Genomic DNA, 24,642 nt, shown 5'->3' with positions numbered 1-24,642 from the left:
TGAGTCATTTCCCAGGCTTGCTACTGTTGACTTCAATTCCAGAAATACATGATTTAAGTCACTCCACAGGCTTGCTACTGTTGACTTCAATTCCAGAAATACATTATTTAAGTCACTCCACAGGCTTGCTATTGTTGACTTCAATTCTAGTAATATCTAATTTAAGTCATTTCACGGGCTGTTATTGACTATCCATCATGTAAAGGAGCAGAGCTCTTGCAAAAGCTCCCCCTCGTTGTTACAATTAACGGGCAAACACCCCCGTGGCCAAGGGCTCGCGGGAAAACCTGCAGCGGCAAGGCACAACGGAAGTGCGCTGATGCCCCTGCAAATATATATTAAGAAAGGCTATTATCATGGCAGACAAGAAACTTGTTGAGCAGATAACTCCTATGGAGGAGGATTTTGCCCAGTGGTACACAGACGTTGTTAAGAAGGCAGAGCTTTGCGATTACAGCTCAGTAAAGGGCTTCATGGTCATCCGCCCGGCGGGCTACGCTCTTTGGGAGAACTACATGAACGTTCTCGATAAGATGTTCAAGGACACAGGCGTTCAGAACGTGGCTATGCCAATGCTTATCCCTGAGTCACTTCTTCAGAAGGAGAAGGATCACGTCGAAGGATTTGCTCCTGAGGTTGCATGGGTTACAGAAGGCGGACAGAAGAAGCTTGAGGAAAGGATGTGTGTACGTCCTACGTCAGAGACATTATTCTGCGACTACTTTGCAAAGGTAGTTAAGTCCTACAGAGATCTTCCACAGGTTCTGAACCAGTGGGTATCTGTTGTTCGTTGGGAGAAGACCACAAGACCGTTCCTGAGAACCAGAGAGTTCTTATGGCAGGAAGGCCACACTGTTCACGCTACCGCTGAAGAGGCTGAAGAGCGCACAGTACAGATGCTTAACATTTACGCTGACTTCACCGAGCAGTATCTCGCTATCCCGGTTGTAAAGGGCAAGAAGACTGACAAGGAGAAGTTCGCAGGTGCCGTAGCTACATATACTATCGAAGCCCTCATGCACGACGGCCAGGCACTTCAGTGCGGAACTTCACACAACTTTGGCTCTGACTTTGCCAAGGCATTTAATGTTCAGTTCCTCGACAAGGACAACCAGCTTAAGCCTGTTCACGAGACTTCATGGGGTTATACAACACGTATGATCGGTGCTCTCATCATGGTTCACGGTGATGACTCCGGACTTAAGATTCCGCCTCGTATCGCTCCTATCCAGATCTGCGTGGTTCCTATCCAGCAGAAGAAGGAAGGCGTTCTTGATAAGGCTTATGCTCTCAAGGATCAGCTTATCAATGCCGGATTCAGAGTAAAGGTTGATGACAGTGACAAGTCTCCGGGATTCAAGTTCGCTGACTGCGAAGTAAGAGGTATTCCGTTAAGAGTTGAGATCGGACCTAAGGATATCGAGGCAGGACATGCTGTTCTCGTTCGCCGTGACACCCGTGAGAAGATCCAGGTGGCATTTGAGAATCTTGAGGAAGAGGTTGCTAAGGTTCTTGAGCAGATCCAGAAGGATATGTTCGAGACAGCAAAGAAGTTCCTTGAGGACCACACCTCCAGCGCAACAAACATGGATGAGCTTGTTGAGATCGTTAACACAAAGAGCGGTTTCGTAAAGGCTATGTGGTGCGGATGCCGTGAGTGTGAGGACAAGCTTAAGGATATGTCAGGAATCACTTCAAGATGTATTCCTTTCGAGCAGGAGAAGATCTCCGACAACTGCGTTGTCTGCGGAAAGCCTGCAACAAAGATGCTTTACTGGGGCAGAGCATATTAATCAAGAAGAAAAAACAGGAGCACCACCATCCTTTCGGATGCGGTGCTCCCTTCCTTTTTTCCTTTCTTTAAATATTCTTACTTCTCTCCCTTGTTTTTCTAAATCTATTATTTTTCTTTATCTCTTATCTCTTATTTCCTATTTCCTTTATTCTCTGTAATTGATTCCGGCTCCTTCTACAGTTTTGTTCGCGGTTGATGTTAAGGATTTTGTAATGGGGTCTGAGCCCCTTACATTTCACTTACATTCCGTTCATCCTTTTTTTCATGAATGCCATTACCCAACCGATCATCACTGCCAGAGCTGTTAAGAAGCAAATTGCAGAAATCATCATGAAGCTGTTATCTCCGGTTCTTGTGGCTCCTCTTACTGCTCCGAGAACCTGTCCTATCGGGCTCTCTTCGATTTTATCACGGGCTGCTCCGAGAACCTGTCCCACCGGGCCGTTTTCGATGGCATCTCTTACTGCTCCGAGAACGCTTCCACCGGGATCTGTAGTTTCTTCTCTTTCATGTTTCTTTCTATTATCCTTAGGTTCTGATCCTGAACTGCTTCCGTTGTTTGCAGGCTGGGTTTCTGCCGGTGCTGTCTCTTCCTTCTTTTCTCCGTAATGGTTGTTAAATTCTATGGAGTCAACAGCTTCTGTTCCCTTGGTGATTGTCATGGTGGCTGTCAGAACTCCTGCCTTCTTTTCAACTACTGCCTTAACTGTGTATTCAGCGGTATCGTAGGTGAAATTTGAAAGGCCTTCCTTTTCCTCGTAAATCTTATATGTGTAGGTTCCTGCCTTCTCGTACTCTATCTTTCCGAACTCTACGGCACCTGTTCTTGCTTCGACTGTCTTGGCTCCGTCAACGCTTCCTGCCGGCATCGGGAATGTTTTGTCCTCTGCCTTCATGGTGAAATGGAACTTTGCTGTATCCGGTGCTGTTCCGGAATCATTGGTTACCACCTTGTTTACCGGAGGATCGATTTCCGCCGGGCAGTATCTGTTTATGAAGATAGCTGCATCCTGTTTTGTTCCCGGATCGTCATCCTTATAAACCTTTACTACCGATGCCTTTAAACCCATGGTCTCCGGATCATTCTCTACGAAAACGATGGCGGTATATACTGTGTCGTCGTATGTGTATGCATCTGTAGTTCCGGCTGTCTCTCTGATCTCATATCTGAAATCTACAGGCTCTGTGAAGGTCCTGGTAAATTCAGCCTCCACTGTCTCGCCCTTTTTAGCCTGAACCTTTAGAGAAGTCTGATCAAATGCCGGTGCATCGTCCAGCGGAGTCATCACTATGGTTACTTCCTCCGAAGATGCTTTCTCTCCCTCAAGAGTAACTCTCACAGGAATCTTCACAGCTGCTTCATATTTTCCTGTTGCTGCAAAAACGCTGATGTTAAGGAGCAAAGCAAACAGCATTACCAGGAATGCTCCTATATATTTATTTCCAGAATTTCTACTCATCATCACGAGCCTCCTTAGGGGTTTGCTCTGTCGGCACTCGACCTGTCTGTTAGTTTAATGTCTCTGCATCCGGTATCATCTAAACCCTTTTGGGCTTCTCACCGGAAAAATCTTGTCTCAATCTCCGGAAATTATCTTCCATTCTCTGCTGTTTTTGCAGCTTTGGTTTCTCACCGGAAATCTTCATCTCAATCCTTTTATCTGTATCCTGTGGAGCCCCGAAGGGCTCCACCCGGACCACTACTAAATTTTAGATTGATAGTTTATTCATTGGGGGTCAGACCCCCTTACAGGTTTCTTACATCTTTCAGGTTTGTTCAGGTCTTGCCTGATCCTTTTCCCTGTAATTTATATTTAAATACTTTGTTTATAGTTCCGTAATGGGGTCAGACCCCCTTACAGGTTTCTTAATTTATTTACTGTGACTAATGTCTAAAATACTTTGTTTATGGTTCCTACGCTTTTCGATTTCAATAGTGATTAGATTTCACTGTATCTTTGTATATGTTCTTTTAACCCTTTCCTTTTATCACTCTTCGAACTGATCTTTCTTTCTAAGGAATGTAACTGCTGCGCTTCCTGCCAGAACTACCATGAGTGCATATGGAGCAATATCCATTGCTACGCCGGTAGGTGTTACATTGTTTCTATCGTTGATGATGGTAAGTGTTGCGCCATCAGCCAGTGCGTTTACAGTTGCCTTTGCATCTGCATCTACAAGTGCCTGTGCTGCGGTTGTGTTTCCTGCATCATCGCCTGTGATTGTGTAAGTTGTTGTGTAACCGTTAAGTCCTGCCTCGTTCTCAGATACGTATACATCGTAATCGCCTGTAAGTCCGTAAATGTGAACTGCCTCGCTATTACTGAGGGTTACTGCAACCTCTGTTCCGTCTGCTGCGATATTCTGCTTTCCGCCATCTGCATCCTCAAGCTGGAATTCCTGAGCGCTTGATGCGCCTGTATCTGCCTTAGCACGGATTGAAATCTTGAATGTGAAGTCCTTGTTAAGTTCTCCGGCATTTCCGGTAACTGACTTTGTGATTGTAAGATCGTGTGTTGTATTATTTTCTGCACCAAAGTCGTTAGTAATGTCAGCTATCTTTGTGCCGTCGTCCTTTGCAATAACTACATTGTCAACCTTTACTCCGCCGCCTTCCTTATTTACTACACTTACGTACATGTAGTAGGTATTGGCATCGTATGTAATTCCGCTGTAGCCGCCGTTCTTCTCTTTTACTGTGTAGGAGTAAACTCCGGGTACTGAGTAAAGACTGTCAGGAACCTTGATTCCGAAATCTGCCTGATAAACTCCATCTGCCGGGTACTCGGTGATGTTTGCAAATGCTGCACCCGTTATGGTCATTCCGGTGATCTGCTCTGCAGTTCCCGGGGTGAGCTGATAAGTATGAGTCTGATCATCGTTTCCCAAAAGGTCTACAGTTGTTGCATCTGATGGGCCAGCTGTTACTTCAAGCTCGAAGGTTGTCTCAGGTGCCATGGTGTGGTTGTTGGTATCTGTCGGTACCTTCTTGGGGATTGCAATTTCATTAGCTGCGAATGCTGTTAAACTCATGGTTGCTGCCAGAATGCCTGTGGTGATAACTGCCATTAATTTGTTTACGTTCTTCTTCATGATAAACCCCTCTCTAAAATTTAGTTTTATGTTGTGTCTTTATTTTTATAAGTACCTACGCATGTACTTATTGAGTTCTGAATAATGTCTACGCCTTTATTTTGACTTTTCTCTGTTATCTGATTCCTTTGTTCTTTCTTAAGTCCTTCCGGATCCGGATCTTTGTCCGGATCCCCGGGACTCATTTTTAGTATTCGCTTAAATCTTTAATCTTCAAACATCCTCTTCTTCTCGAAATCACATGCCAGGAAGAACATTGCTCCGAATCCTGCAAGTGCCAGTGCCATGAATGGTCTCATGTCATCGTTGAATCCTGTCGGTGCTATAACATTGTTTTCATTTACGAAATATATAGCGTTGACTGTTCCGAGAACCTGAATGCTTGTAATGCTGCTTTCATTTGTTATTGCATTTTCTGCTACTCCCCACTTGGTTTTGTAGGTTGCATAATCCTTATTTTCTTTCACTTCAGAAACCTTGTATTTAACTCCTGTAGGAAGTACAATTGTTGCGGTGGCCGGAGTTCCGAGAGTTGTTGGTGTTATGGTGAATCGGTAAGCTCCGTCAGACTGTTTAACAACCGTCGTTCCATCTTCATTAAGAGATTCAATATAGTTTTCTGTGTAAACTGCAGGTGTTGTGCCGTCTTCTGCGAAAAGGTACAAATCAAATGCGGTTTCTTGTGCTGTCGCCATATTTCCCAGATATTTCTTGGATACCTCGAGTAAATCAAGCTTTACAACGTTTGTTGCTATAAGTGTTGTAAGTTCTTCGACATCACCCAGGCTCTTGATACCTGTGATATTTCCGCTGCCGTCATATGTAAGTTCTACGCTCTTGAGAGTTCCGTCTACTACCATCGGGTGGTAAACAACTTCCTGAAGTTCGAAGCTTGCATTTCCGACCTTTTCGTCAAACCTGTAATCATGTCCTTTCTCTACTAAGTAGTATTTCTGATTGGTTCCTTCCACTGTTAAGAGCTGTGCCGTGCTGCCTTCTTTATTGAAGCCGTGTACATTACCGTTTGCTTCTGATACCAGGATACCGGGTGCGATGTCTATCTCGCGATCATTTGTCCATGTGATCTCTAAACCGTCTTCTGAAGTTACAGCTCCTGTACCGTCCAGTGAAAGTGGAGTTGCAAAATAGTTTGCATATTCTCCTGCTTCGTTCTTTCTCTGCAGGTTGATCTGTATGGTGTCATGTGTGAAAAGTCTTGACTGACTCGGATTATCCAGCTTCCACTTCTTCTGGAAGGATACCTTTGTATCTGTGAGGTTCATGGTCGGATAAACATTTATAGGACTTGTCTTAACATCTGAGTAAGTTATTGTTTCGTGTCCGTCCTCAGTCACTACATTTACTGTCTGGTAGGAAACCGATGCTCCTGTATTGGTTCTGTAAACCACATTACCGTTTTCATCTGTTACGAATCCTGCCGGAAGATTTTCAACTGCTACCTTTCCGTTTCCTACGTCTGCAAGGAGGTCGTATGCTTCCTGCTTCGGCCATACCGTGAAGCTTACCTTGTAGGTTGCGCCATCCTCAAGACGATAACCGTTTCCTCCAACGTCCCAGTTAACTGTTCCGTTTTCGTAGCTTGCTGTCTTTATCTCTTCGGGAACATTTGCGTTTTCTGTTACAACTTCGTGTCCTTCTCCGTCAGTTTTGACTATCTGGTATGTATAGTTACCTGTAGTTCCGAGAACCTCCATGGTTGCTGTAAGATTTGTGATTCCATCGACAATGCTTACATTTGCGTATGCCAGGTCGTTTTCGATTTCCTTTATGATCTTTCCGAATGCTGCATTTAATGCTATCTGGTCAGTTGCGTTGAAGTAATTCGGTGTTGAAGTTCCGAACAGTGCCTTCATGTTGTTTTCTGCTCCGGTAGCACCGTTGCCACTGAATGCGTTAACTGCGTAAAGTCTCTTGTTTGCTCCTATCAATGCTGTGGACGCCTTTACTGCTGCGTTCAAACAACGTGCAACGTTTGTATCACCTTCCTGACCGTTTCCATATACATCTTCGCTACCACTGTAGAAATCTGATGTATGTCCGTTTGCGTTTGTTCTGAAGGTCGGTTTTCCGTCTGATACGAAGATTACGTATACCGGATCATCATCTCCAAGTCCGAAGGAGTATCCGTTTGCATCCAGGAGTCCGCCTTCCCAGTTTGTACCTCCGTTTGCTTTTAAGCCGTTAACTGTAGATTTAAATGTTTCTGCATCTGTTGTAGGGCTGTAAACTTCTGTTCTTGTAGCGAAGGTTACAAGTCCGATTTCAACTGCGTCCGGATCATTTTCCGTATTATTCGCAAGCAACGTATCTGCAAGAGAGTTGATTGCTGCTTTAGCTACATCTAACCTTGTTCCATTCGCATTTTTTGAATACCTTGTTCCGTGATATTCGGTGTATGTATTGCCATTCTTGGTATATACAGTTTTTTGCGTTCCATCTGATGCAGCGGTGTATCCCCATCCCCACGATGATCTGACGTATAACTGCTTGTAATCATTTCCTTCTTTGTAGTAGTTTCCATATTCTGAAACCGAATACGGTTCTACCGGAGGAGCTGAATTACCCATACTGCCTGAAAGATCGAGTACCACTACTACATTGGCCTTTGTCTTAGATTCCTGTGCGTGGGATTTTCCTGTAACGCTAAGGGTTAAGTTATAGGTTCCGTCTCCGTTTTCTGTAAGTTCCTTATTAGCTGCAGGAGCTCCCAGATCTACTACCTGAGGATCACCGCCCGGCTCATAATCTTTAGGGGTGTAAATGAAGTACACATCGTAATCCGGGTTGAGACTTTCGTATACATATCTGTCGCCCGTATACTCGGTAACATGATATGCTCCCTGATAATAATCTAAGGAGTATATAGGACTTATGCCTGTACGTTCACCAAGATGCTTAAATAATCTGTTTCCTCCTTCGGATGGAATGTAATAATCGTAACCTTCCCCGGGTTCAACTTCGTAAACCAGCTCATGTCCGCTTTGATCAACCCATCCATACTCAGTTGCCTTAAATTTATAATTATTACTGATGGTATTTCTCGCCACCATTTCGCTTCCATTGAAATAATCTACGTAATGCTTCTGTTGCTGATTGGAAGTTCCCTGTGCAACCTTTGTGATCACCTGACCGTTTGTACTGCCTAATCTGGCTTCCTTGTAGTCATAATTGGTAACTCCGCCCTCGATGCTGGCAAGTGTTAAACCGTTTGCCGGAAGGCTTATGCTCTGTCCATCCAGCTCCGGATCAAGTATTTCGTTTCCGTTGATGTCAACGTAATGTACCTGGATGAAGGAAAGAAGTGTTGTGTCGTTGTCGTACCAGGTTATAGCGAATACCGAGAAGCTTGAAACTTCAAACTCTGCTACCGCGCTTGCTACCTCTACGTCACTCTCTTCACCTGCTGCGATTGCTTCTGCATGAGCCTCAAGATCCGAATCACTGATCTGTACGTCGTTTCCGTCAAGTATCTTTACCTCTTCCTTTTCTGCTACCTTTTCTGTTGTTAATGTGCTGTTGTTATCTTTGATGTGATGAACTTCCAGTGAAGATGCATCTATCTTCTTGAGAAGGTCTTCATCGTTTAAGGTTATTCTTACATTTACATTTCCGTCAGGTTCGACTTCGTCACCGACGTCATTCTTAAAGCTTATGTCAAGTAATAGTGAGTTGTCGTAAATTCCGTTTGCCTTAAGCTCTGCGATTTCTGCGTCTGTAGGAGTATCTCCTGTTCCGTCATTCTCTTCCGGCTTGTAAAGTCTCTTAACTTCGAGATTTGGTTTGAATCCGCCAAATGCTTCAGGTGCTGCGAATATTTCTACTGAGTATCCATCTATCTCAGTGAGGTAATGTATCTTTCCAAGTGAACCGATGGAGTACTGTACGATCTTCGCTACCTTTAAATCTTCCTTTGCAGCTTCCTTGTCTTCCAGAACAGCTTCCTTGACTTCGGCTATAAGTGCCTTTGCAAAGTCGTCGTACTCACCACTTGTCTCCTCGACCTCAGATGGTGAAGCAACCGGCATTTTAACTGTTGTTTCCGGCTTCTGAATCTCTGCCGCTGCTGTGGTTTCCGGTTCAGCCATCATTCCTGTAAGGTCTTCCAGTGTCATCTGTCCTTCAGGAATCGTTCCCTCGATGACTGTTTCCGGTACATCCCCTGTGGATATTTCTGTTGAAGTTGTATCGTTCTGAACCCCTTCTTCCTGATTATCTTCTGTGAAAATGTCCACTATAGTTACATTTGATTCATTTCCTGATCCTGCTTCATTCTGTCCAACTATTTCTGCTCCGGATCCATCGTTCTGTTCCAATGTCTCTGTTCCGAGTCCATCACTCTGCTGTTCGATTTCCTGTCCATCCTGCTGTCCTTCTTCCTGTCCGTATTCCTGTCCGCCCTGCTGTCCTCCTTCTGCTGCTCCATTGTTGTCGTCTAAGTCTGCCTGTATTTCCTGTTTGTCTGCTGCATCGTTGTCATTTCCGTCTGTGTTTCCCGCTTCTGCAGCTATATCTTCATTTTTTTCCTCTTCTTCTGTTTCGGGACCCTGCTGCTCTTCTTCGAAAACGTATCCCTCGCCTATGACCTCAGCGTAAACAACCATTCTTCCAAGTATTATGTTTGATACATTGTCTACTGCATCTGAGATCTGGTCTGTGATGGAATCTTCGTTATCTTCAATGTCTTCGATCTGTGCCTGTGCTCCATCTTCGTTTTCGACATTAGCATTATCTTCTGTATCGCTGATCTCTGCTGTATCGTTATCTGTCAACTCTGCTGCATCATTGTTTGTTAACTCTGCTGAATCATCATCTGTCACCACTGCTGTGTCATCGTTTGTCTGCTCTGCTGCGTTGTTTTCTGTCAACTCCTGCTGTGATGTGTTTGTGTCGGCCTCGATGTAACCCTGGTTGTTATCTTCTGTATCAGCACCGTTCTCTATGTCTGTGGATTCCCCTGCTCCTGCTTCCTGTTCAGCTGTAACAGGATTTGAGATTTCAGTGCTGCCATTTTCGTTATCTTCCGGTGTTATAATCTCGGATGTATCTGCTATTCCTTCCTGAATGTTTTCTTCACCGGGCTGTGTAAGTTCTTCTGTTTCTATAGCTCCGGTGCCAATGTTTACAAGTTCCGGTGCCTGTGTAGTTTCAACCGCCTGTGTGGTTTGAACTACCGCTGCTGTTGTCTCCTCTGTCTTCTTTACGCCTGCCTGTGCAAGTACTCTCTTGAGAGCTGCTGTTCTTCCGCAAACCTCTACGGAATCGTACTTGACGCCGTCAACCTTAAGTGTGAATCTTACTGATCCGTCGGAAGCATTGATAAACATGAAGGTGATCTTTTCTTTTCCGGTAAGCTGATAATCTGAGTTATCTGCTGTGTCCTGTTCCGGATCTCTGTAGTAAGCATCCTCTCCGCCGTTTACCAGAGTGTCGATCTGTGATGACGGCTCGTAAAGGATGATGTCATCTTCAGTTCCGTAACGGAAGTTTACGTCTCTTGAAAGAACCGATTCATCAGTTGCGTTCTCGTCTTCAAGATCAACCTTGGCTTTCTTTTCGTCCTTCTGAACGAATATCCTAAGCTCTGATTCTGCTTCACTTGAAAGGATATCTTTCACTGAATCGGGAACTTCTACTACGTACAGTCCCGGGTTCCTGTTGAAGAATGCCTCATATTCTTTTATTGCTTTCTTACTGTCTGAAGTCGCCCCCAGATAGTCCCCTGCATCGAACAGCCGGTTCTCACGGATTGCCGTCAGAGCTGCGTCTCTCAGATCGTCACTTAAAAGGTCAAGTACAACCTTTTTGTTTACGAGCCCTGATACTGTTGCAGTGGACTCTGTCGGAATTGAGGCTTCAGCTGCATATACAGGTGTCTGTACTCCTGATACTATGAGACATACAGATAATAGTGTTGCTAACCCCTTTTTTATTGATTTTTTGATTGAATATTTAGCTCGTTTCATAATCTCTATCCTCTAAAAAATCCAACTGCTAATCTGAAAATTTATCTGAATCGTTTGTAGCCTTAACATAGCAAGGGGGGTATTACAAAAAAGATTAATTTTTAAGAGTTTTTTGCAAGAATCTTCTTTTTAATATTGTTTTTAGGAAATTCTTTCTTTTGTTTATAAAGTTAAACAGAAAGTTTATAAATCAAAGAGGATTGATAATTTTAAGTCAATATATTGATAAATTTAAGTCAATGTTTTGCTTTTTATTATAGAAGAAATAAGTTTTGGGGAATGAAGAGGCTTGTATAAATATTCATACAATATTGAATGATAAACCACAGGTAGAAAAGACAAAAAACGAGAGAGTTTTCACTGGTGAAAACCCTCTCGTTTGGAATTTTTTTTTATTTCTTCGGTGCCTGTATGACTCATATCTTGTATCACCCATCTATAATAGAGCCATCTGTTCACAGTTTTGTCATTAAATCATTGTTGACTTTTGTCTCGACTCCTTGTATTATAAGCGAATCGATCAAGTACATGTATAACATTTCGATATTTCTATTCATATAGAATTCAAATTCTCCGGTTCCGGAGACACATAATCCAAAACTATACTAATTTTATTGTCTATCAACCAATCAAGTATATTGATTATTCTGATATATAGGAATTATTGGGCATTCTGCTCCGTCCATTTATGATATAATGCTCTTATATAATACTTCGATTAGTCTTTTTGATATGTCAATTTAAATTAGTTTAAGGAGTGTAATTATCACTATTTATACTCATTTAATCAAATATGATAAGGAGACTAACCGAATGACAAGGCATAAATATAACTATCTTGGAAAATGCTTTGACATGGTATTCAATACCTTCATCCGCAAACCATTGCACAAGAATTAGCTGATTATAAAATTGAGGAGGTAACAGAATGGATAGCAGATACAATCAAAAGTGTCTAAATGCTGCAGAAACCGTATTAAGTAATCATTTTCGTTCTGATATGTATAGTTTTGATGGGGTTGCAGATTGTGCAGTATGTCTTGTTCAAAGCGAAAACGGATGGGACGTATATCTCAAAGAACGCAATTCCTTAAGTAACCTTACTACACATATGAACGTCATGGATGCCATAATTGACATGATAAACAGAATATCTGGAAGAGAAGCTGAGCAGATTCGTTCTGAATATTATAATCTTGTACTCCAAAAAGATATTGCCTGATTTTTCAATAATCCCACCTTGGACGGTTCTCGCCGGCGAGAACCGTCCAAGGTGGATTACTTTTGCGCATCAAATAATCTCCGGAAGGTTCCGGAGATTTTTCATATTTATGCATCATTTTGTCAGTCGTCCGATGACCAGGGCGCGGCCGTTGGTGGCGGCGTCGACGCAGGTGGAGAGGGCGATGAGCTTGTCGGAGGGCTGGATGTTCAGGTCGTCACGTATGTTGGTGGCGTTTTTCTCGACGTAGCTTATAAATCGGGCCATATCGTCTTCTGTTTTTTTGTTGAGGACGTTGTATACTTCGTCATCATAGGCGTCTGTTTCGATACATGCCCAGATCTCGATCTGATAGGTTGTGTCCGGAGTATAAAGGGTTCCGGTCTTTCGTTTATCAAAGTATTTCTTGTCGATAAACTCCATAACATCACCGAACATACCGCCGTTGTCCATGTGGTGACCGTACATCAGGTTGTATCTGTCGCTCAGATCATGGGCATTGGCCATGGTGAGGAAGATGGCACCGGACAATGAGAAGTTGCCGTAGATATCCTTATTGACATACTCCATATCATCCTTGCCGACCACGAAAGGATAGTCAATATGTGTGTCATCCAACTGGATCCATCCAAGCACATCCTTATTGATGAGCATCAGCTCTTCCAGTGTCGGATTTCTCTCTCCCACTCCCCCCGAGGGCTTGTACTTCAGAAGGTCGTCATTCAGGAAAGCGCCTCTGTAGACGTTATATGTGTCCCACAGTGCATAGCTGCTGTAACTGATGGCCACCACAACAAACATCGACACGAAGAAGTTCAATATTCTGTTTCCTATTCTCGCCGCAAATGAAATTGTATCCAAATATTACTCCCCGCATTTACTTCGTTGATTTCATACATCTAATTACTATTGCATGCAAATTGTATTTATAAATTCTTTCTTTAACTAAACAATTTACTTCTAATCAGTCTGTACTAGTACTCAGATTAACCTTTATATCTCTATAATTCTAAAACACAGTCTTTTATCGACTTGAAATATGTATAATTATAAATTCAGATTTTCTGCTTTGTAATCTCTATAACTATACACTTGATTTACTACCTTATAATCAGTATAACCATATTTTTGATTTTACAACCTTATAGTCTTATTATAAGTCAATCTCTCCAAATGTCGAATTATATTAAAGGGGCATCGACATTCTTTCCGAATGACAACGCCCCTATGTAATCTGATTTAATAAATTATCTTGATCTCTTTAAGAATGCTTTGATCCATCCAAGGAGTACAGCCAATGCTGCAAGGAAGCAAAGACCTGAAACCATCATGAAACTGTTGTCTCCGGTTCTGGTAGCTCCTCTTACTGCGCCGAGAACCTGTCCGATAGGACCGTCCTCAACCAGATCACGAGCTGCTCCAAGTACCTGACCTACAGGACCGTCTTCAATAGCATCTCTTACTGCTCCAAGAACGCTTCCTGAACCTGAATCAGGAACATAATCGCTTTCATGCTTCTTACTGTTATCTTTAGTAGTTGATGAGCCGGATGTTGTACCTGATGTTGTGTCGTTCTTCTTCTCACCGGCCTTTGCGTAGTGGTTCTCAAATACTATCTCATCAAATGTCTTGTCGCCGCTGTATATGGTTCTTGTTGCTTCAAGCTTTCCATCCTTCTTCTCAACTACAACCTTGATTGTGTACTGGGTCTCATCATAAGTGAAGCTTGCGGCATCACCCTTTTTCTCTACTACTGAGTAGGTGTAAGTACCAACCTTCTCATAGTACATGCTACCGAACTCAACTTCACCAACACCTGTTTCTATTGTCTTAACACCGTCAACACTTCCCTCTGGCATAGGATATGTTTTATCATCAGCCTTCATTGAGAAAGTGAACTTTACATCATCAGGTGCTGTGCCTTCATCTTCAATAACGACCTTCCTTACAGGAGGATCTGTAAGACATGGCTCATATACATTAACAAACTCGATATCCTGTTTTGCTTTTTTGTCACCATTCTTATAAGCAACTACAGTAGCTTCAAGATTGTAATCCTCATTATTACGAACAGCTACGATAACTCTGTAAACCGTATCATCATATACATACGCATCTGTGTTACCGCTGATCTGTCTTACTTCATACTCATAATCACCGGGCTCTAAAAATCCCTTTGGCTCTTCATATCCACCAGTCTCTCCGGCTGCACCTGACTCATAGGCTGCTCCTGACTCATAAGCCCCATCTGATTCATACATATATTCAGCTGATTCATCATATGCAGATGACTCGTCGATTGGAGATGAACTTCCGACTGAAGAAGTCATTGTGAATTTATCCTTAACTGTCTCGCCCTTCTTGGCATCCACTGTTATGGAATCCTGATCAAATTCCGGTGCTCCGTCGATAGGGGTTATGGTGATAGTCATCTTTTCAGATGATGCCTTATCTCCCTTCATCGTAACACTAAACGGAACTTCTGCGTCTGCTTTATATTCTGCTGCGAACGCACATATGTTAAGGAGCAACGCAAACAGCATTACCATGAATGCTCCTATATAGTTTTTTCTTAATACTCTACTCATCCTTTGCGAGCCTCCTCTAACCAGTTTGCTCAGTTGATACCATTCGTCCCAATACTACTGCTCTTCCATTAGTCTGAGCATCAACACATGTCGACAGGCTGATGATCTGATCATCTGCTGTGACATTGATATCTCTGTAGTGTGTAGCTGTTTCCTTTACGTAAGCCTGAAAACCTTCCATATCATCTATCGCATTTTCTACATTATAGATGTACTTGTCATATGCGTCGCATTCTATCAATGCATATAACTCTAAATCATAGGTCCTCTCAGGCAGGAAAAGTTTACCTGTCCGGTGTCTGTTGAAGTAACCTTCATCTATGAACTCCATGACGTCACCGAACATACCGCCATTGTCCATGTGGTGTCCGTACAAAAGATTGTAGGGATCACTGAAATCTTCTTTATTCTTATACGATACAAATATCGCTCCGGAAAGTGAAAACTCTCCGTATACATCTTTATTTACATACTCCATATCATCTACACCCTGAAGTACAGGATAATCAATATGGGTATCATCAACGGTTAACCAGGCTTTAACGTCCTTGTTGATTCTTCTTAACTCTTCAAATGTAGGAGCATTACTACCTTGTTCACCTGGTTTTAACTTCATAAGGTCACTGGACATGAATGCACCGCTGTAGGTTACGTACACATCCCAAAGAGAATAACCACCGTAGGCAAGCATCGTGATGATCATGACCGTAGCCATAAATCCAAGTATCTGATTACCGATTCTTGCTAATGTTGCCGCCCTCTCCATCGGACCTCCCTTAAAACTTACCATACAGAAATTTTTTATGAGTGAAGCACCAAATATTTATTATAAGGTGCTTCACCGGATTTATCTAATTAAATTTCTGTAAAAGGGTTAATTACAGATTAGTCCTCGAAAGACTCTTTCTTACGAAGGAATGTAGCAGCTGCGCCACCTGCAAGAGCTACCATAAGAGCGTAAGGAGCAATGTCCATAGCAACACCGGTAGGAGTTACGTTCTGACGATAGTTCTTGATCTGAAGTGTAGCATTATCAGTTGTTACCTCAAACTTAATTGTATCTGAAGCTGATGTAAGTTTGTTATCTGTTAATCCTGATATATCATTTACACCGTTTGCTGTATATGTTGTAGTATATCCATCAGCATTAGCCTGAACCTCAGTTACGTAAACATCATAATCAGCTGTAAGACCATTGATCTTAATTTCCTGACCTTCCTTAATTGAGTAACCAACAGACGCGTTATCTGCAGAAATTGTATGTGCAGTACCAGCAGCATCAGTAAGTGTGAATTTCTGTGATGTAGGAACTTTTGTTGTGTCTGAATTAGCCTTAGGTGCTACAGAAATATTGAAAGTAAATTCTTTCTGTGTATCACCTGCGTTACCATCTACATCCTTTGTGATTGTAATATTATGTGTAGAGTTATTGTCACTATCAGCACCGAAATCATTTGTGATATCAGCAATCTTCTTTCCAGACTCATCTGCAAGAATTACACCATCAACTTTATTGGTACCATTATCCTGAATTACGAAAACATACATTGTATATGTAGCACCATCATACTTGATACCTGTATATCCACTATTAGTCTCTTTTACTGTAAATGAATATACACCAGGAGCTTTGAAGATACTATCAGCTATAGTTGCAGAAAAGCTACCTTCGTAATACTGACCAATTGTTTTATTATTATCATCTTTAATATCCTTAAGTACTGAATTATCACCGAAAGCAGCACCTTGTAATGAAATCTGTCCTGCCTGAGTTGATGTTCCAGGTGTTACTGAATATTCTGTTGGAGTAGTTGCACCTATATCTGTAATATTCTTCTTAACATTTGCTGGAGTTATTTCGTTTCCCTGGCTATCTGTAGCAGCTTCAACGCCAGAAACTGTAAGAGCGAAAGTTGTCTGTGGAGCCTTTGTTGTATTACCCATATCAACTGTAACTTTTTTGGGAATAGTAAAATTGAAAGCGAAAGCTCCGAAGCTCATTGATGTAGCAAGTGCGCCTGTCATTACGAGTGTTGCAAGTTTGTTAATGTTCTTTCTCATGATAATTAACCCTCTCTTAAAATAAAATTATAATCCTACGTTTTTTATTCAAATAAGTACCGCCGTACTTGTTTGATCTCTTGGTTTTCCGGGTAAGCTTTTACAGATTGGATCTTCTGATGATCGTTATCACCTTACCCAGGATTTCGCTTTTCTTCACAGCTCCGAAGTAGCGGCTGTCCTTGGCTCCGTTTCTGTAGTCGCATAAGATGAAATATTCATCATCTGCAAGCTGCAGCGGATACTGTACATATTCCTCATACTTTGGTGTGCTGTAGAAGATATCACTTTCGATCATCGTACTGTCGTTGATCTTAAGTGTTGAATCGTCCGTGACTTCAACTTTGTCTCCGCCCTTTGCCACGACTCTTCCGGTGTAGGTCTTTCCGTCTTTTTGGATAACCACCACATCGTCGGAATTGATTCGTGTCTCAAGCCGGTAGAAAAGCATCAGGTCGCCGGCGCTGATTCTTGGTTTCATGTCGTCATTGGCCATGGGTTTCAGTCCGAAGATGATCCAGAACATGATGTAAATCATGATGATCATTACCAGAAGCCTTGAGAAAAATGACTTAATATCACTTATCTGACTGAGTCTTCTTCGTCTTTTCCTGATCGCCTGGTCTACAGGACTTCCTTTGGCCGATGCCTTCTTTTCGGGAGAACCGTTTCCATGTTTCATGACTGTCCTCCTTAGTCCATATTCAGTTTTTCTTTTAATTTCTTTATCTCGAGATCCCGTTCCTCGAGCAGTGTCCGGTATTTGATCTCCTGCTCTTCGAATACTGATTTGTATTCATTGTTCAGGTCATCGATCTTTTTCCAGACACTTTGCTCGTTCACCCCTCCGAAAAGGGATTTCTGGAACTTCATCTTTTCGATAAATTCTGCAATATCCTCAAGTGATCTTGATGCCATTTGCTTTTGCCTTTTTAACTGTTTAATCAGTCTTCAAACAGACGACGCTTCTGGAAGTCGTATGCAAGGAATACCATTGCTGCTAAACCTGCAATTGCAAGTACTACGAACGGATTTACATTATCTCTAAATCCTGTTGGAGTATCAATCTTATTTTCGTTAACAAAATAGATTTCGTTAAACTCATCAAGTTTCAGCTTAGATGTGAAAGCATTACCAGTTGGTGCACATTCATTTGTTACTTCTGCACTTGATGTACCCCATTTAGTCTTGTAATTACTGTAAAGCTTTCCATCCTTTACTTCTTCAACGATATATTTAACATTCTTTGGTAATAAAAGAGTTATTGAAGCATCAGCCGAATCTATATCATTAAGATTCTTCGGTTTGATAATGAACTCATATACTCCTACATTACTATCTCCAGTAACCTTAGATAACTTTTCGTTTTCACCATCTTTATTAAGATTTACAACCTCATCATATGCCTTTGCATTACCTGACTCATCGAAGAGGTGAAGCCTAAATGTTGTATCATAAGTTCTGGCCATGTTTCCGGTATAAACCTTGGTAACTTTAAGATCGTCATACTCCAGCTTGTTGTAAGCAGTGATCTTTTCATCTCCCTTGCTTCCCATCTGTTCCATTGACTTGATAACGTTGTTCTCGCCAAAGGTTACATCATACAATGTTCCATCTACAAGCATCGGATGATATGTTCTGGTATTAAGTTCAAACTTGTGGTTTTCACTCTTCTCATCAAAGTGATAATCATGTCCGGCCTCAAGCATGTAATATGTCTTAGAACCTAAGGTATACTGAGGTTTTCCAAGATCTTTATATGGATCCTTGCTAGGATCACTTGGTTTTGTTACCAATGTACCAGGTGAAATAGCAAGTTCCTGGCTATTCGTCCACTTTATACCCTGTTTTGTTGTTCCGTCTTCAGGATCTTTGTAGCTAGCCTTAACACCGACCAACTCCGTCTTGGCTTCATCCTTATAAATATTATTGTCGGTATTAACTGTATCTGCTATGGGCTTTACAACAATGCCAGATATATATGCATCCTTATCTGTTCCCTTGTACAGGTTAAGTGTGATTTGTTCGTGATTATCGATAAGCCCCTTCTGCTCATCGATATTATCGACCTGCCAAATCTTATCAACTCCAAGATTTGTACCTGAGAGTTTCATAACTTTGTCAGTTGATAATGGAACAGGGTCCTTTTCATTTGTTGTTACAGCTCCATCATTATTGTAGTAAACTGAATAATAAAGGTTTGCATCACCATTTGTCTTGTATGTCCAGTTACCTTCATCATCCTGTTTCAAGTTGGGGTCACTATAATTAGTTGCCACACTATTTGATTTATCTGCAACTGCATCATATGCATCCTGACTTGGCCATACTACAAAGCTTACGGAGTATGTTGCTCTATTCATAAGTTTATAGGCAACTTTATCTGCGCCAGTTGTTTTATCCTTATATGTTATCTTTTCTTTTCCTTTTATTTCCCAATTTACTTCTCCATTTACAAATGAAGCTGCATTCTCAGACTTATTAAGTTCAGCTTTTTCCACTGCAAGCGCATTAGCAAGATCCTGAGCATCTTTATAAGTTTCTAAGAAACCTTCATCTTCATCTGCGCCTGTTTTCTTGAATGCTTCCCAAAGAGCATCTGCTGTGGAATCTACTCTTACTTCCTTTGTCTTACCATCTTCTATCACGGTTTTTGTCATATAAACATCATACTCAAAACCTGTAGGTGTTCCGGAAATTGAAGCAGAAGTTTTAATATTTGTAGAAGTATCATGTGTAACTTCATCTGAGATGCTAACATTTGCATACGAAAGATCCTGTGTGATTTCCCTACAAATCGTATCAAATGCATCTGTCAAAGCCTTCTTGTCATTTGCGTTGAAATAGTTGTTTTTCTTAGCTGTCTCATCTTCTCCAAACAGTGACTTCATATGGGACTCAGCATCAGTATTACTAAATGCATTAACTGCATATAGTTTTTTATTGGCACCTATTAGAGATTCTGCTGCTATTTGCGCTGCTGCTAAACAACGATTTCCAGGATCATAATTACCGCCACCGTATACACGATACACACCGCCATTAAAATCTTGCAATACTTCAATGTCTTCAGTACTACCATTTGCATTTGTCCTGAATGTCGGTTTTCCATCGGATACAAAAATCACATATATAGGATCGTCATCATTAAAATCATATTTATTGGCAGCCAAAAGTGCAGCCTCCCAGTTTGTTCCTCCTTCAGCCGTTTGACTATCAACCAGTTGTTTAAAATCTGTATAGTTCGTATAGTTCTTATCAGATGTTTCTTTTATGGAAGTAGAATATGTAATAAATCCAATCTCAATGCTATCTGATATGGTTGCATTATTTTCAAATAACTTGCTGGCAAGGCTGTTAATCGCTTCCTTAGCTATAACAAGTCTATCATTAGGTTTATTGTCAGTATCTTTTATCATACTTCCGGATACATCCAATGCAATTATTACATTTGCTTTGGCATCTTTCTTCTTACCCTCAGATTTACCCTGTACATTTAGTGTTAATGTATAAGTTCCATCATCGTTAGGAGTAAGTGTCTTACTAGCTGCCGGAGCGCCTAATGCATTCGGATCCAGATTACTATTTCCTCCTATAGGGTTTTCTGTTTTTCTATAAATCAGATATACATCATTAACATACTCGCGTTCTTTAGACCATCTTTTTCTTGTTTCTAAATCATATACCTTGTAATACTTTGTGCCATAGTATTGACCGGCATATGTATACATAGTTATATTATCCGATGTTCTCTCAGTAACTTTCGCAAAATCGTAGCTATCCCCGTCATAGTATGCGTCAAATCCCTCATCATACTGTAAATCATAATAATATCCAGTATACTGATAATAATATAACTGCTCACCTTTATCTGATAACGTTCCTGTTTCTGATTCCTCTAACAGTTCATTTCCTTGAACGCTTCCATTCTCAACTCGCTTTCCATATTCATCATAGAATCTTACTTTTTTATAACTATCACTGTAGATCTTATTAGCAGCGTTTACCGTTGCAACAACTGCTCCATCTATACTTCCGAGACGAGCTTCTACGTAATCATAGTCTGTAACTCCCCCCTGAACATCCGAAAGAATCACATCTCCATCCGCAATGTTTAAAGTCTGAACAGATTTTACGGCATCTAGTTCTTTGCCTTTTTCATCTACATAATGAACTGTTATGGTTGCATAGGTGTGATTGTCTTGCTTCCAAGTGATTGTAAATGTCGAGAAACTATTAACTTCAAACTCTGCAACCGCACTTGCTACATTAACTTCCTTTTCCTCACCTTCCGCATCTGCCTCTGCATCTGCCTTCAGGTCTTCATCAGAAATCTTTTCATCATTCTCATCAAGTGCTTTTACATCTTCTGTTGAAGCAACCTTTTCTGTTTTCAATGTACTGTCTTCTTCTTTGATGTGATGTACTTCCAGTGAAGATGCATCGATGTTTTTCAAAAGGTCTTCATCATTTACTGTGATTCTTACCTTTACAGTCTCTTCAGGCTCTACTTCCATTCCAAAGCTGTCTACGAAGTAGATATCCAGTGACTGTGAATTCTCATAAATATTGTTTGCTTTAAGCTCTGCTATTTCTTCGTCTGTAAGAACTTTTTCTGAACCATCAGCTACTTCTTCAGGCTTGTAAAGCTTTTTTACTTTAAGCTCCGGAGTCTTATCACCGAATGCAGTTCTTAATGCGAAGACTTCTACGTTGTATCCGTCGATTTCTGTTTCGTAGTGAACCTTTCCAAGCTCATTAATTGTGTACTGAGCGATTCTTGCAACCTTGATGTTTTCCTTGGCTGCTTCCTTGTCCTGAAGAACTTCTTCCTTAACTTCTGCGATGAGTTCCTTTGCGAAGTCATCGTACTCAGTTATCTCTGATTCGGATGCTACCTTTTTGGATTCTGACTTTACAGCAGCCTTGGTCTCATCAACCTTCTTGATTTCTTCCTTAGGAGCTTCTGTCTCAGCTACGGCTACGGTTTCAGCTACTGTTGTCTCAACAGCTTCTGTCTCCTGAACCTGATCCTCAGCCTCGTCCTCTGAGATTCCTTCAGCAACTGCATTCTCAAGTGTTGTTGAATCATCTGCTGCCTCAACTGCTTCTGTAACTTCTTCTGACTTTACTTCATCAGTTTCAGCTGCTGTATCTTCTCCGGCTGCTGCTTCAACTGCTTCAGCAACAACGCCGTCTGTCTCTTTTTCTTCTTCCTCTCCGGAATCTTCTGCTGCAGGTGCTTCTGTCTCAGGATCGAATTCAACGCCTTCAGCAACAACGCCTGCGTATACTGTCATTCTTCCAAGAACTACATCACCTACTCCATCGAATGCATCGCTTACTGCTTCAGCGATCTTCTCAGGAATAGTAGCTTCTGTTTCAGGCTCCTCTGAAGCTTCTGTTGTTTCCTCTGCTTCTGCCTCAACCTTTACATCAGATTCTGTCTCAGCTGCTTCTGTTTCTTTTTCTGTCTCAGCGGCTGTCTCTTCAACTACTGTTGATGAATCATTTGTATCAGTTGTAATCTCTGCGGCGTCTGTGCCAGCTGCTTCTGTAACTTCAGTGGTTGTCTCTTCTGCAGGAGCTTCTGTCTCGGCATCCTTAACCTCAGCTGCTGTTGTCTCTTCTACGGTTGTTGTTTCTTCTGAAACTTCTGCAGCTACTGTTGTCTCTTCTTTTGTAGTCTCAGCTACTGTTGTTTCCTCGGTAGACTTCTTGGTTCCTGCCTCATTAATGATCTTCTGAAGAGCAGCTTTTCTTCCGCCAACCTCTACCTTGTCATAAGTTACGCCGTCAACCTTCAGTGTGAAAGTCACCTTCTCGTCGGAAGCATTCACAAACATGAATGTGATCTTCTCGTTTCCTGTAAGCTCGTAATCCGAGTTATCGGCAATTTCCTGCTCAGGATCAACGTAGTAAGCATCCTCACCGCCATTTACAAGTGTATCAACCTGTGATGATGGCTCGTAAAGGATTATATCCTTATCTGTACCATAGCGGAACTCAACATTCTTTGACTCTGTAGAATCTTCTTTTGTGATTTCACTGGGGCTTGCTGTGAGGTCAACCGTTGCCATCTTGGCATCTTTCTGAACGAAGATGCGAAGCTCGGCGTCCTCACCGGAAAGTGTGTCCTGAACTGACTCAGGAGCATCCACTACATAAAGTCCCGGATTCTCATTGAAGAATGCTTCATATTCTTTTAATGCTTTCTGATTGTCTCCGGTTGCTCCCAGATAATCCTCGGCGTCGAAAAGACGGTTCTCGCGGATCGCTGTAAGAGCAGCTTCCTTCAAGTCATCGCTTAAAAGCTCAAGTGTGATCTTCTTATGTATAATTCCGGAAACGGAAGCACTTGATTCTGTTACTTCCTCGGCACTTTCAGCAAAGGCCGGAGCCTGTACTGCTGTGACTACCATGCTGGCAGTCAGCAATGTTGCCAATCCCTTCCTGAATATTTTTTTGATTGAATAATTAGTTTTCTTCATAAACTACACCCTCTATGTTTAAGCCAAACCTTGGTTTAATCATTTTATGAACAAATTTTAGCAAACCGAATATTAATAATTCCCTTAAAAATAAACCGAATTTTTCGTAAAAAGTTATTTTTTATTAATAATTGGTGCTTAGGATTTAATTTTTAATGGCTTAAATTTGTGAGTTTTTGTGTAGGTTTTAAGTTTTTCCAAAGAATAGTGTAATAATCGGAGGTAAACTTAGTTTAATTTTGGTTTACCATGTAAGGAAAGTGTAGGTTATGATGATAAAATGGATATTAATTTTATAAACTATGATTTTATGGAATTTATTTCTACTATAGGGAATTTATGGGTATATTTTATTTTTCAGAGGAGACCAGGTTTACGGATCCGATGGTGATTGCAGAGGATGATTATTAAAAATTGATGATTTTCTTCTATATATCATTAAACAATAAACTTACAAGAAGAGCTGCCCAGTCGGGCAGCTCTTATCTTTATTTTATTAATGATATTGTGGATTTGCCGACGAGAACCATCCCCGGTGGATATGGTCCGAAAACAGACCATATGAAACCCGGTCCGGCTGTGATATGCTTCTAAAGTCTGGTAGACATTCAAAGGTTATAATCTTGAAATTCATTCAGAATGATCATTCCCGATAATACAAATTTCATTATCAGCTTTGCGCAGAACTGATATATAATCAAGGCGAGAGGTTCATATCTTTCTCGCCGGATTTTAGGAGTAGATATGGAACAATTTACAGGATTGGGGAAAGCCATAGTGGCTACGGACCCCGACAAGATCCGGCTGGATATGACGGTGAAAAATATCCTTGCATACAAACCTTTGCTTGCAAGGATTTTCAAAGAAGTCGTATCCGAGTGCCGGGATATGAATTATGACGAGATTGAGACCTGTATAGAAGGTGATGTTCTCGTAAGTAAGGTTTATGTTGACAGCGGGCTCACCAATGCAGGTGAACGGATTGACGGACTGAATACAGAAGCGTATTTGAACGAAGAAGGTTTGGACAAATACGATATACGTACGTATCTCAGGCTACCTGGCAATGGAGATTCAGAGTATATTAAACTCATCATAAATCTTGAAGCCCAGAATGAAGATAAACCCGGATATGATTTACCGCTGAGAGCCTTATTCTATTGCTGCCGTATGATTTCGGCACAGCAGGGAGTTGAGTTCACTACAGACAGTGACGATCCCGTAAAGTATGGGAATATCAAAAAGGTATACTCTATCTGGCTTTGCACCGGAGCAGCTCAGACCAGAGCGAATTCAATTGAAGTTTATAAAATTGACAGAAGTTTTTTGTTTGGTAGTAATTCAGATGATCCGAAGTATGATATTCTCAATGCGATCATCATCTATATCAGTAAAAAACATGACCACG

The 24,642-nt window shown here is 41.5% G+C and carries 12 protein-coding genes and 1 pseudogene; 3 read left to right on the top strand and 10 right to left on the bottom strand.

Annotated elements, in window-relative coordinates; genetic code table 11:
- The first annotated feature begins 356 nt into the window (after positions 1-356).
- Positions 357-1,793: a proline--tRNA ligase gene (proS, locus tag BLV86_RS13305; protein WP_031551087.1), complete on the top strand. Its 1,437-nt coding sequence runs from the start codon at positions 357-359 to the stop codon at positions 1,791-1,793.
- A gap of 241 nt (positions 1,794-2,034) precedes the next feature.
- Here the strand turns inward: proS and BLV86_RS13300 are convergent, their stop codons facing one another.
- The 3 genes from BLV86_RS13300 to BLV86_RS13290 all read right to left on the bottom strand — a co-directional run bounded on the left by BLV86_RS13300 (position 2,035) and on the right by BLV86_RS13290 (position 10,872).
- A complete protein-coding gene (locus tag BLV86_RS13300; protein WP_175456558.1) occupies positions 2,035-3,255 on the bottom strand; it encodes a Spy0128 family protein in 1,221 nt (406 codons plus the stop codon).
- Positions 3,256-3,784: 529 nt separating this feature from the next.
- Entirely contained in the window at positions 3,785-4,888 is a 1,104-nt protein-coding gene (locus BLV86_RS13295) for a DUF7601 domain-containing protein (protein ID WP_031551090.1), read from the bottom strand.
- 206 nt (positions 4,889-5,094) lie between these two features.
- On the bottom strand, positions 5,095-10,872 hold the full coding sequence (locus BLV86_RS13290; protein WP_090818380.1) for a vWA domain-containing protein: 5,778 nt from the start codon (positions 10,870-10,872) through the stop codon (positions 5,095-5,097).
- A gap of 928 nt (positions 10,873-11,800) precedes the next feature.
- On the opposite strand from BLV86_RS13290, the gene BLV86_RS13285 reads away from it, so the two are divergent.
- Positions 11,801-12,094, top strand: a complete 294-nt coding sequence (locus tag BLV86_RS13285; protein ID WP_031551097.1) for a hypothetical protein — start codon at positions 11,801-11,803, stop codon at positions 12,092-12,094.
- Positions 12,095-12,208: 114 nt separating this feature from the next.
- Here the strand turns inward: BLV86_RS13285 and srtB (BLV86_RS13280) are convergent, their stop codons facing one another.
- The 7 genes from srtB (BLV86_RS13280) to BLV86_RS13250 form a co-directional block, all read right to left on the bottom strand.
- Positions 12,209-12,955, bottom strand: a complete 747-nt coding sequence (gene srtB, locus BLV86_RS13280; RefSeq protein WP_090818377.1) for a class B sortase — start codon at positions 12,953-12,955, stop codon at positions 12,209-12,211.
- Positions 12,956-13,341: 386 nt separating this feature from the next.
- Positions 13,342-14,682 (bottom strand): Spy0128 family protein, encoded by a 1,341-nt coding sequence (locus tag BLV86_RS13275; protein WP_090818374.1) that lies wholly within the window; start codon positions 14,680-14,682, stop codon positions 13,342-13,344.
- Positions 14,683-14,698: 16 nt separating this feature from the next.
- Positions 14,699-15,448, bottom strand: a complete 750-nt coding sequence (gene srtB / locus BLV86_RS13270) for a class B sortase (protein WP_090818371.1) — start codon at positions 15,446-15,448, stop codon at positions 14,699-14,701.
- Positions 15,449-15,567: 119 nt separating this feature from the next.
- Complete coding sequence (locus tag BLV86_RS13265; protein WP_090818368.1) at positions 15,568-16,743, bottom strand: DUF7601 domain-containing protein; 1,176 nt, start codon at positions 16,741-16,743, stop codon at positions 15,568-15,570.
- 100 nt (positions 16,744-16,843) lie between these two features.
- Positions 16,844-17,425: a signal peptidase I gene (gene lepB / locus BLV86_RS13260; RefSeq protein WP_090818365.1), complete on the bottom strand. Its 582-nt coding sequence runs from the start codon at positions 17,423-17,425 to the stop codon at positions 16,844-16,846.
- Positions 17,426-17,436: 11 nt separating this feature from the next.
- Positions 17,437-17,661: a hypothetical protein gene (locus BLV86_RS13255; protein WP_090818362.1), complete on the bottom strand. Its 225-nt coding sequence runs from the start codon at positions 17,659-17,661 to the stop codon at positions 17,437-17,439.
- 26 nt (positions 17,662-17,687) lie between these two features.
- Positions 17,688-23,234 (bottom strand): vWA domain-containing protein, encoded by a 5,547-nt coding sequence (locus BLV86_RS13250; RefSeq protein WP_090818360.1) that lies wholly within the window; start codon positions 23,232-23,234, stop codon positions 17,688-17,690.
- 744 nt (positions 23,235-23,978) lie between these two features.
- Between BLV86_RS13250 and BLV86_RS13245 the strand changes: the two are divergent.
- Positions 23,979-24,642: pseudogene (locus BLV86_RS13245) on the top strand (hypothetical protein); the annotation flags it as partial.

The organism is Oribacterium sp. KHPX15 (assembly GCF_900107835.1).
GTDB lineage: Bacteria > Bacillota > Clostridia > Lachnospirales > Lachnospiraceae > Oribacterium.
This window is presented reverse-complemented; position numbering and strand designations above follow the sequence as displayed.